Annotated in this window: 7 protein-coding genes; 4 read left to right on the forward strand and 3 right to left on the reverse strand. The window is 69.8% G+C overall.

The features are described from left to right. The first annotated feature begins 262 nt into the window (after nt 1-262). Nucleotides 263-1,828: a M4 family metallopeptidase gene (locus tag ABD366_RS25980; RefSeq protein ID WP_324774976.1), complete on the forward strand. Its 1,566-nt coding sequence runs from the start codon at nt 263-265 to the stop codon at nt 1,826-1,828. Nucleotides 1,829-1,889: 61 nt separating this feature from the next. Here the strand turns inward: ABD366_RS25980 and ABD366_RS25985 are convergent, their stop codons facing one another. From ABD366_RS25985 to ABD366_RS25995, 3 genes are all read right to left on the reverse strand, one after another. Continuing rightward, a complete protein-coding gene (locus ABD366_RS25985; protein WP_324774978.1) occupies nt 1,890-2,885 on the reverse strand; it encodes a GNAT family N-acetyltransferase in 996 nt (331 codons plus the stop codon). Nucleotides 2,886-2,994: 109 nt separating this feature from the next. Continuing rightward, entirely contained in the window at nt 2,995-5,613 is a 2,619-nt protein-coding gene (gene glgP / locus ABD366_RS25990) for an alpha-glucan family phosphorylase (protein WP_324774980.1), read from the reverse strand. Between the two features lie 215 nt (nt 5,614-5,828). After that, nucleotides 5,829-6,407: a maltokinase N-terminal cap-like domain-containing protein gene (locus ABD366_RS25995; RefSeq protein ID WP_324774983.1), complete on the reverse strand. Its 579-nt coding sequence runs from the start codon at nt 6,405-6,407 to the stop codon at nt 5,829-5,831. Nucleotides 6,408-6,573: 166 nt separating this feature from the next. Between ABD366_RS25995 and ABD366_RS26000 the strand changes: the two genes are divergently transcribed. From ABD366_RS26000 to treS, 3 genes are all read left to right on the forward strand, one after another. Then, complete coding sequence (locus ABD366_RS26000; protein ID WP_324774985.1) at nt 6,574-7,791, forward strand: S8 family peptidase; 1,218 nt, start codon at nt 6,574-6,576, stop codon at nt 7,789-7,791. A 208-nt stretch (nt 7,792-7,999) separates the two neighbouring features. Then, a complete protein-coding gene (locus tag ABD366_RS26005) occupies nt 8,000-10,258 on the forward strand; it encodes an alpha-1,4-glucan--maltose-1-phosphate maltosyltransferase (protein WP_344442550.1) in 2,259 nt (752 codons plus the stop codon). A gap of 37 nt (nt 10,259-10,295) precedes the next feature. Next, the coding region (gene treS / locus ABD366_RS26010; RefSeq protein WP_344442552.1) for a maltose alpha-D-glucosyltransferase at nt 10,296-11,502 on the forward strand (1,207 nt) is incomplete at its 3' end.

The raw sequence follows: 11,502 nt of genomic DNA on the forward strand, positions 1-11,502 counted from the left end.
GGGGCCGTTCATGGGCGGGGCCGTTCATGTTCCGTTCGCAATACGTGCGTCAGTTTTCGCTCAACGAACGAATTCCGGCCAACCTGCGATCACGTACATGACATCTCCGGTCTTCAACTGTCAAAGTTTCCCCGCACGACACGTACAGCACGCATGGCACGCACACCCCGTACGGCCCCTCCCGTACGAAACGCACCATCCGCACCACTCGCACCACCCGCACGGCAAAGCTCACTCCCCCCACACTCAAGGAGCTTTCTTCGTGACCTCCCACATATCCCGTCGCACCGCCCTGTCCCTCGCCACGGCCGTCGCCGCCGGCGCTCTGGTCGCCGGGACGTTCACCGCGACCGGCGCCTCCGCCAAGGCCGCCGTCCCCTCGGCCACTCCCCTGGCCCTGAGCGCGACGGCCCACGCGGACCTTCTCAAGGACGCGAGCGCCGAGGCGGCACAGACGGCCAAGGAGCTGAAGCTCGACTCCAAGGAGAAGCTCGTCGTCCGCGACGTGGTCAAGGACCACGACGGCACGACCCACACCCGCTACGAGCGCACGTACGACGGGCTGCCCGTCCTCGGCGGCGACATGGTCGTCCACGAGACGAAGTCCGGCAGCCGCGAGGGCGTCACCCGCGCCACCTCCAAGTCGATCGACGTGACCACTGCCGGCGCCTCCCTCAAGGCCGCCCCGTCCGGCGCCCGCAAGGTCGTGTGGGCCGCGACCGGCACGCCGAGACTCGCGTACGAGAAGGTCGTCACCGGCACGCAGAAGGACGGCACGCCGAGCAAGCTGCACGTCATCACCGACGCGGCGACCGGCAAGAAGATCTTCGAGTACGACGAGATCCACACCGGCACCGGCGAGTCCGCGTACAGCGGCAGCGTCGAGATCGGCACGACGAAGTCCGGCTCGTCGTACTCCCTCACGGACGCCACCCGCGGCGGCCACTCCACGTACGACCTCAAGAACGGCTCGTCCGGCAAGGGCACGCTGTTCACCGACGCCGACGACAAGTGGGGCGACGGCACGACGAACGACGCCGCGACCGCCGGTGTCGACGCCGCCTACGGCGCCCAGGAGACCTGGGACTACTACAAGAACGTGCAAGGCCGCAGCGGCATCAACGGTGACGGCAAGGGCGCCTACTCCCGCGTCCACTACGGCAACGCGTACGTCAACGCGTTCTGGGACGACAGCTGCTTCTGCATGACGTACGGCGACGGCGAGGGCAACAAGAACCCCCTCACCTCGCTCGACGTGGCCGCGCACGAGATGAGCCACGGCGTCACCTCGGCCACCGCGGGCCTGGTCTACAGCGGCGAGTCCGGCGGCCTGAACGAGGCGACGTCCGACGTCTTCGGCGCCTCGGTCGAGTTCTACGCGGACAACAGCGAGGACGTCGGCGACTACCTCATCGGCGAGAAGATCGACATCAACGGCGACGGCTCCCCGCTGCGCTACATGGACAAGCCCAGCAAGGACGGCGCCTCGCTCGACGCCTGGAAGACCGGCGCGGGCAACGTCGACGTGCACTACTCCTCGGGCATCGCCAACCACTTCTTCTACCTGCTCAGCGAGGGCAGCGGAAAGAAGACGATCAACGGCGTCGCCTACGACTCCCCGACCTCCGACGGCTCGACCGTCACCGGGATCGGCCGCGACAAGGCCGAGAAGATCTGGTTCAAGGCCCTCACGACGTACTTCACGTCGAACACGAACTACGCGGCGGCGCGCACCGGCACGCTGAGCGCGGCCAAGGACCTGTACGGCGCGGACTCGGCCGAGTACAAGGGCGTGGACGCGGCCTGGGCGGGCGTGAACGTCAAGTAGTCGCAAGAAGTACCCACTTGGGGCGCCCGGAGCTCTCCGGGCGCCCCTTGTCGTGCCGGTGTCACCGGTCCAGTGCCAGCATGACCAGCATCGTGCCCCAGCACAGTGAGACGAGCGCCGGCAGCAGCATCATGATGAGCCCGGTCGGTGACTGCTTCAGCCAGCCGTTGCCCTGCATGGACGCCTCCCGACCCACTATCCGCTGCCCGCCGTGCCAGGACAGATGCTCCTCGAGCTCCATGGCGGCGTTCTTGCGGGCGCCCAGATAGCGCCGCCCGAACCGCAGCATCTGGGTGAACGCGACGGCCGAGCCGAGGCCGATGACCGAGATGACGATCGCGAGCGTGTCCGCGATGCCCGCCGTCGACGAGCTCGGGTCAGCGCGCTGGCCGAGGGTGAAGCCGAGCGCGGCCGCGAGCCCCGCGGTGATGTAGAAGAAGTTGTTCAGCTTGTTCCAGTTGAGGACGTCCTCGTGCTTGTACAGGTCGATGGCGACCCCGTACTGCGCCTGGAGCATCGCCTCCCGCGGCTTGCGCCACACCCACACCATCCGCTCCTTCCCGTCGGGCGGGGTGAGCCGGGTCAGCTCCTCGAAGCCGAGCTTGCGGTGGAAGAGCGTGGACGCCTCGTTGAACGGGACACTGACGACAGCGGCGATCACCGGACTCGACTGCCACTGCTCCAGTACGTGGTGGTAGAGGCGGGAGGCGACCCCGCTGCGGGCGGCCGAGCGGGAGACGCAGATCTGCTTGATGACGAGGAACGCGCCCAGCGTCGTCTTGATCCGGTGGTTGAGCCATTCGTCGGGGCCGATGCGCGCGTCGCTGTACGCCAGCAGATAACCGAGCACGTCCGGACCCTTGACGGCGACCCAGAAGTGCTCGGCGCTGGACAGCCGCTCCCGGTAATCGTCCCGGGTGTAGTCGGAGACGAGGAAACCGGCCCGGCCCGCCTGCGGATCCCTGGGATCCAGACGGCGCTCCTCGGCCAGCGCCACGATGGCGTCCAGGTGCTCCTCACCGGCCCGGACGATCTCGATCGGCCGGTCTTGTCCCACGGACCCCGACATACGCAACCCCCGTTGAGTCGAATGGATGACACCTCAACTTACCTTTGTCGTAGGTAAGTTGAGGGCGCATGTCACTCGGACGAGGTGTGCGGGCGGCTCATCGCATCAGTACTCCCGCCCCCTCCCCCACCGTCTCCGAAGGCACCGTCAGCAACCCCGCCTCGGCCGCCGAGGCCAGCAGGCGGTGGGTGGGGAGGATGCGGACCGTGTAGCCGTAGGGGCCCGTGCGGTCCAGGGAGAGGGGGCCCTCGTAGGACCAGCGGCCCTCGTCGTCGGGGCCCGCGACCGGCTTCAGCGGGACCGTGCTCGCCTCCGCGATGCTGTCCTCGGCGTCGACGCGGCCCGCCACCGCCTGGACCTCGACGTCGTCGGGGGCCAGGTCGCCGAGGGCCACTCGGACGTGCAGGGACAGCGTCGCGCCGAGCTCCGCCGTGGCGGTCGACGCCTCGACGTGGTCGACCGCGACGCGCGGCCAGGCCGTGCGCACCCGGGTCTTCCAGGCCGCCAGCTCCTGTGCCGCGTCCGGGGTGAGCGCCCGGTCGGCGCGGGCCGCGGGCGCATACAGCTTCTCGACGTACTCGCGGACCATCCGCCCGGCCAGGACCTTCGGGCCCAGGTGGGTGAGTGTCTGGCGGACCATCTCGATCCAGCGGTCGGGCAGGCCCTCGGGGCCGCGCTCGTAGAAGCGGGGCGCGACCCGGCGCTCCAGAAGGTCGTAGAGCGCGGCCGCCTCCAGGTCGTCGCGGCGGTGCTCGTCGGTGGCCGTGCCGTCGGCGGTCGGGATCGCCCAGCCGAAGTCGGGCTCGAACCATTCGTCCCACCAGCCGTCCAGGACGGACAGGTTGAGGCAGCCGTTGAGTGCCGCCTTCATGCCGGAGGTGCCGCACGCCTCCAGGGGGCGCAGCGGGTTGTTGAGCCAGATGTCGCAGCCCGGGTAGAGCTTGCGCGCCATCGCCATGCCGTAGTCGGGCAGGAACACGATGCGGTGGCGCACCCGCGGGTCGTCGGTGAAGCGGACCAGTTCCTGGACGAGCCGCTTGCCGCCGTCGTCGGCCGGGTGCGCCTTGCCCGCGACGACGATCTGCACCGGCCGGTCCTCGTCGAGGAGCAGCCGCATCAGCCGGTCCGGGTCGCGCAGCATCAGCGTGAGCCGCTTGTAGGAGGGGACGCGGCGGGCGAAGCCGATCGTCAGGACGTCGGGGTCGAGGACCCCGTCGATCCAGCCGAGTTCGGCCGCCCCCGCGCCGCGCTGGCGCCACGACGCCGTCAGCCGCCGGCGCACCTCGTCGACGAGCTGGCCGCGCAGGTCCCGGCGCAGCTCCCAGATGTCCTGGTCGGGGATGTCGCCGACGGCGTCCCAGCGGTCCGAGCCGCCGACGGACAGGGCGTCCTCGGTGCGGCGCTCGCCGATCTGGCGGGCGCCGAGCCGGAACACCTCGGGGGCCACCCAGGTGGGTGCGTGCACCCCGTTCGTGACGGACGTGATCGGCACCTCCTCGGCGTCGAACCCCGGCCACAGGCCCGAGAACATCTCGCGGCTGACCGAGCCGTGCAGGGTGGAGACGCCGTTGGCGCGCTGGGCGAGCCGGAGCCCCATGACCGCCATGTTGAAGACGTTCGGGTCGCCGCCCGGGTACGTCTCCATGCCGAGGCCCAGGATGCGCTCCACGTCGAGCGCGGGGAGTTCGGCGCCGTCGCCGAAGTGCCGGGCGACCAGTTCGCGGTCGAAGCGGTCGATGCCGGCCGGGACGGGGGTGTGCGTGGTGAAGACCGTGCCGGCCCGGACCGCTTCGAGGGCCGCGTCGAAGTCGAGGCCCTCGGCGCCCAGCTCGGCGATGCGCTCCACGCCGAGGAGGCCCGCGTGCCCCTCGTTCGTGTGGAAGACCTCGGGGGCGGGGTGCCCGGTGAGCCGGCAGTACGTGCGCACGGCCCGCACCCCGCCGATGCCGAGGAGCATCTCCTGGAGCAGCCGGTGCTCGCTGCCGCCGCCGTACAGCCGGTCGGTCACCTCCCGCTCATGGGCGTCGTTCTCCTCGACGTCGGAGTCCAGGAGGAGCAGGGGCACGCGGCCGACCTGCGCCTGCCAGACGCGGGCGAGCAGCCTGCGCCCGCCGGGCAGGGCGATCGACAGGTGCGCGGGGGTGCCGTCCGCCTCGCACAGCAGGGACAGCGGCAGTTCGTTCGGGTCGGTGACGGGATACGTCTCCTGCTGCCAGCCGTCCCGGGACAGCGACTGCCGGAAGTACCCGTGGCGGTACAGCAGCCCTACGCCGATGAGGGGCGCCCCGAGGTCGCTGGCGGCCTTGAGGTGGTCGCCGGCGAGGATGCCGAGGCCACCCGAGTACTGCGGCAGCGCGGCCGTGATGCCGAACTCGGGCGAGAAGTAGGCGACGGCGGCCGGAAGTTCGCCGCGCCGGTCCTGGGTCTGGTACCAGCGGTCGTCCTGGAGGTAGCCGCGCAGGTCGCCCGCGACCTCGCCGAGCTGGGCGAGGAACCCCTCATCGGCGGCGAGTGCGGCGAGCCGGGACGGCGGCACGCTGCCGAGCAGACGCATCGGGTCGCCGTCGGACGCGGCCCAGCGCACCGGGTCGACGGCTTCGAACAGGTCGCGGGTTCCGGCATGCCACGACCAGCGCAGGTTACGGGCCAGTTCCTGGAGTGGGGCGAGTGGTGCGGGCAGGACCGGTCGGACGGTGAAACGACGGATGGCCTTCACAGTTCCCCTTTCGCGCGTGCAGCGGGGGCGTCGGCGGTCGGTCGGGGGCGCGGCCGGGTGCACCGCTGCGGGACGCTCCCCCTCGCACGTCCCTTACGTCACCCATGACGTTAGTGGGCGTCGGCCCCGCGGGCCACGGCGCGCGGAACCAGCCCGGGTGAGGCGCCCGGCCGCGCCCCCCTCACCCCGGCCGGCCCGCCCCATGGGCCCCAGCTCTACGAACCCGAAGCCCGGACCGTCACGAACACCCCGCGCACCGCCTGCCCGTCCTCGCGCTGCCACTCGGCGCTGACCTCGCCCACCGCGCCGGCCGCGGCCCCGCCGGACTCCAGTACCCGGACGATCTCCGGCGGCGCCGCGGCGTCACCGTCGAGCCGGGCGTACACCCCCGGTTCCAGCGCGCCGTCGATGCTCTGCGCGTGCGCCGGCACCTCGCCCTTCAGCAGCGCCGTCAACTGGCCGAGAAGCAGCGGGTCCTGGGCCCCGTCGTAGACCCACCGCTCGCCGAGCACGCCGTGTTCGAGGGTGCCGATGAGCGCGTCCCCGGGCGCGTCCGGCAGCGGGGCGCCGCGGTAGGACACGGGTACGTGATACGTCACCGGCCGCGCACCGGAGGTGTCCGTCACGGCCATGAACTCCATGCCGACCTCACCGGCCGGGTCTTCGAGCCGGAAGCCTCCGGCCTTGGTCAGCTCCGGGGTTCCGGACCCCTGGTACCAGGGCTGTTTCGGCAGCCAGCCGGACAGGAGTTCGAGCTTGGTGGGCTTGACGGTGGTGCGGTGAATGATCGACATGCGCCCAGGCTCGCACGCTCGGTGGCGCCCTGCCGCAACCCTCACGCAACTCACACGGGCGATATGGCCGATTCCGCCCCCTCGTACATCCTTGTGACACTTCACACCGCACGAGAGGCTGCCAACTGGCGTGTGACCGCGCCGAGTTGAGGAGGGAAACTCATCCATGGCAGTGACCGTGCCAGTGACGCGGAAGCGGCGGACGCGATGGGCCGGAGGGCTCACCGCGCTCGCCACGGCCGCGGTGATTTCGGCCATCACACTGCCCGCACACGCCGCCCCCGCGCAGGGGCGGATAGTCGGCGCCGGGGAGCCCGGCGCCGTGACGGGCAGCTACATCGTGACGCTGAAGGGCGGAACCAGTGCCCCGTCCGAGGCGGGCAAGGACCTCGCCGGCAAGTACGGGGCGACGGTCCGCCAGACCTACAGCAGGGCGCTGAACGGGTACGCGGTGACGGCCGGCGAGAAGCAGGCCGCGCGGCTCGCGGCCGACCCCGAGGTGGCCTCCGTCGTACAGGACACGAGGGTCGTTCTCGACGACTCCCAGCCGAATCCGCCCTCGTGGGGGCTCGACCGCATCGACCAGAGCGACCTGCCGCTCGACAGGTCGTACAGCTGGCCGGAGTCGGCCGGCGCCGGAGCGACCGTGTACGTGATCGACACGGGCATCCGGGTCAGCCACCAGGACTTCGGCGGACGGGCCTCCTCCGGCTGGGACTTCGTGGACGACGACGCCATCGCGCAGGACGGAAACGGACATGGCACGCACGTGGCCGGCACCGTCGCGGGCGAGAGCTACGGCGTCGCGAAGAAGGCGAACGTGGTCGCGGTCCGGGTGCTCGACAGCGAGGGGTCGGGGACCACGGCCCAGGTCATCGCCGGCATCGACTGGGTGACCGCCCACGCGAAGAAACCCGCGGTGGCCAATATGAGCATGGGCGGATACGCCAACGCCCAACTCGACGCCGCTGTACGGAACTCCATCGCTTCCGGCGTCACGTACACGGTGGCCGCGGGCAACGACGGGCTCCCGGCGGACCTCTACTCACCCGCCCGGGTCAGGGAGGCGGTGACGGTCGGCGCGACCGACCGCGAGGACACACGTGCAAGTTTCTCCAACTGGGGTACCCGCCTCGATCTGTTCGCTCCCGGGGTGGACATCACGTCCGCGTCGTTCGCCAGTGACACCGGAGAGGCCACGTTCTCCGGTACGTCGATGGCGACGCCGCATGCCGCGGGCGCGGCCGCGCTGTATCTCTCCGGCCATCCGGCCGCCACGCCCGCCGAGGTGGGCAGGGCACTGGCCGACCGGGCGGCGCAGGGCCGGGTGACCGGTGCCGGGCCCGGCTCACCGAACAAGCTGTTGCAGGTCGACAACCCGTGAACGGAAGGTGAGTTGATGAGCCGGTCCCGACTCTTTGAGCGGGACCGGCCTTGTGTGTGCCCTTACGCGCGAGTAGTTAACAAAGTACCGGGTTGCCCGCCCGAAGAGTGTGGAAGGCTCCCCCGGTATACCTTTGCGCATCACCGCACGGCCCCCCTCCCCTTGTACGTGTCTCCGCCACCCCCGATTCCCGCGGACAGGAGCGGTCATGCCCGCACAGCGCCCTACCCAGACGTCTTCGGACGAGACGCCACCCGGCGAACCCACAGCCCCCGCGAAGGTGCCCCCGGCGCAGCGCACCCGCAAGAAGGGGGCCGCTTCCGACACGGCGAAGAAATCCGTGGCGCCGAAGGCCCCGGCCCCACGCAAAGCAGCGGCCGCACGAAAGGCCCCGGCCGCACCCAAGGCCCCCGCGGCGCGCAAAGCACCGGCCCCGCCGAAAGCCACGAAGGCCCCGGCCGCGCGCAAGACCCCGGCACCCTCACCGATACAGGTCACCATCGGCCGCATCCCCGTCCGCGACGTACAGCCCGTCGTCGACCGTGGCCGGCGCCCGGCCAAGGCCGTCGTCGGCGAGACGTTCCAGGTGACGGCCACCGTCTTCCGCGAAGGCCATGACGCCGTCGCCGCGAACGTGGTCCTGAGCGGCCCGGACGGAACGCCCGGCCCGTGTACCCCGATGCGTGAACTGGCTCCCGGCACCGACCGCTGGGGCGCGGAGGTCACCCCGGACGCGGCCGGCGCGTGGACGTTCACCGTGGAGGCGTGGGGCGACCCGGTGGCCACATGGCGGCACGCGGCCCGGATCAAGATCCCGGCGGGGATCGACACCGAACTCGTCCTGGAAGAAGGCGCGGCGTTGTACGAGCGCGCGGCGACGGATCTGCCGGACCCGCTGCGTGAAACGGTTCTGCAGGCAGCCGCAGCGCTCCGCGACGACCGGCATCCGGCCGCCACGCGGCTCGCCGCCGCGCTCACACCGGACGTCGACGCGGTCCTTTCCCGTCACCCGTTGCGCGAACTGGTCACGTCCTCCGATCGGTTCCCGCTGTTGGTGGAACGCGAGCGGGCGCTGTACGGGGCCTGGTACGAGTTCTTCCCGCGTTCGGAAGGCGCGGTGGTGGAGGCGGGCGCCCCGCCGGTGAGCGGCACGTTCACAACCGCCGCACGCCGGCTGCCGGCGATCGCCGCGATGGGTTTCGACGTCGTGTACCTGCCGCCGATCCATCCCATCGGCACGACGTTCCGCAAGGGGCCGGACAACAGCCTCTCGCCCGGTCCGCACGATGTCGGTGTGCCCTGGGCGATCGGTTCGGCGGAGGGCGGGCACGACGCGATCCACCCCGACCTCGGCACCCTGGAGGACTTCGACCGGTTCGTCGCCGCCGCCCGCGAAGTGGGTCTCGAGATCGCCCTCGACTTCGCGTTGCAGTGCTCGCCGGACCATCCCTGGGTGGAGAAGCACCCGGACTGGTTCCACCACCGGGCCGACGGGACGATCGCCTACGCCGAGAACCCGCCGAAGAAGTACCAGGACATCTATCCGCTCGCCTTCGACCAGGACCTGCCGGGGCTCATAGCCGAGACGACCCGGGTGCTGCGCCACTGGATGGCGCACGGCGTGCGGATCTTCCGGGTCGACAACCCGCACACGAAACCGGTCGTGTTCTGGGAGCACGTGATCGCGGACATCGGCCGCACGGACCCCGACGTGATCTTCCTGGCGGAGGCGTTCACCCGGCCCGCGATGATGCGGACGCTGGCCGAGGTCGGCTTCCAGCAGTCGTACACGTACTTCACCTGGCGCAACACGAAGACCGAACTCACCGAGTACGTAGAGGAGTTGGCGGGCGAGTCGGCGGCGGTCATGCGGCCGAACTTCTTCGTCAACACCCCGGACATCCTGCATGAGTTCCTGCAGCACGGCGGCCGGCCCGCCTTCGAACTCCGCGCGGTGCTCGCCGCGACCCTCTCGCCGTCCTGGGGCGTCTACAGCGGATACGAACTCTGCGAAAACGCTCCGCTACGGTCCGGTAGCGAGGAGTATCTGCACTCCGAGAAGTACGAACTGCGGCCGCGGGACTGGGAGTCGGCGCAGCGCGAGGGACGCACGATCGCCCCGCTGCTCACCGCGCTGAACGACATCCGGCGCCGCAGTCCGGCCCTGCGCGGACTGCGCAATGTGCACTTCCATCACGCCGACAAGGACGAGGTGATCGTGTACTCGAAAAACAGTGGATCGAACACGGTTCTGGTGGTCGTGAACCTCGATCCGCACCACACCCAGGAGGCGACCGTCTCGTTGGACATGCCGCAACTAGGGCTCGGCTGGCACGAGTCGGTGCCGGTCCGTGACGAGCTCACCGGCTCCATCCACCACTGGGGCAGGACGAATTACGTGCGCCTGGAACCGGGCCGGGAACCCGCGCACATTCTCACCGTCCTGCGACCGTCCTCGCCGCGATGAATTCTCTTGAACAGGGATTCGGAGGGTCACCCATACCATGATCATGAATGAGCCTGTCCCGGACACCTTCGAGGACACTCCTGCCAAGGACCGGGATCCTGACTGGTTCAAACGCGCCGTCTTCTACGAGGTGCTCGTCCGCTCCTTCCAGGACAGCAACGGAGACGGCGTCGGTGACCTCAAGGGCATCACGGCGAAGCTGGACTACCTGCAATGGCTCGGGGTCGACTGCCTCTGGCTCCCGCCGTTCTTCAAGTCCCCGTTACGCGACGGCGGTTACGACGTGTCCGACTACACGTCGGTGCTGCCCGAGTTCGGTGACCTGGCGGACTTCGTGGAGTTCGTGGACGCGGCGCACCAGCGCGGCATGCGCGTCATCATCGACTTCGTCATGAACCACACCAGTGACCAGCACGAGTGGTTCCAGCAGTCCCGCTCCGATCCGAACGGCCCCTACGGCGACTACTACGTCTGGGCCGACGACGACAAGCAGTACCAGGACGCGCGGATCATCTTCGTCGACACCGAGGCCTCGAACTGGACCTTCGACCCGGTCCGCAAGCAGTACTTCTGGCACCGCTTCTTCTCCCACCAGCCGGACCTCAACTACGAGAACCCGGCCGTGCAGGAGGAGATCCTCGCCGCTCTGCGCTTCTGGCTGGACCTCGGCATCGACGGTTTCCGCCTGGACGCGGTCCCCTACCTCTACGCGGAGGAGGGCACCAACTGCGAGAACCTGCCGGCCACCCACCACTTCCTCAAGCGGGTCCGCAAGGAGATCGACGCCCAGTATCCCGACGTCGTCATCCTCGCGGAGGCCAATCAGTGGCCGGAGGACGTCGTCGACTACTTCGGTGATTTCCCCTCGGGCGGCGACGAATGCCATATGGCGTTCCACTTCCCGGTGATGCCGCGCATCTTCATGGCGGTACGGCGCGAATCCCGCTACCCGGTCTCCGAGATCCTCGCGAAGACACCGGCGATCCCCAACAACTGCCAGTGGGGCATCTTCCTGCGCAACCATGACGAGCTGACCCTCGAAATGGTCACCGACGAAGAACGCGACTACATGTACGCGGAATATGCCAAGGATCCGCGGATGCGCGCGAACATCGGTATCCGCCGACGCCTGGCCCCGCTCCTGGACAACGACCGCAACCAGATCGAGCTGTTCACCGCCCTGCTGCTCTCCCTGCCCGGCTCGCCGATCCTCTACTACGGCGACGAGATCGGCATGGGCGACA

This window comes from Streptomyces kunmingensis, assembly GCF_039533535.1.
GTDB classification, from domain to species: domain Bacteria; phylum Actinomycetota; class Actinomycetes; order Streptomycetales; family Streptomycetaceae; genus Streptomyces; species Streptomyces kunmingensis.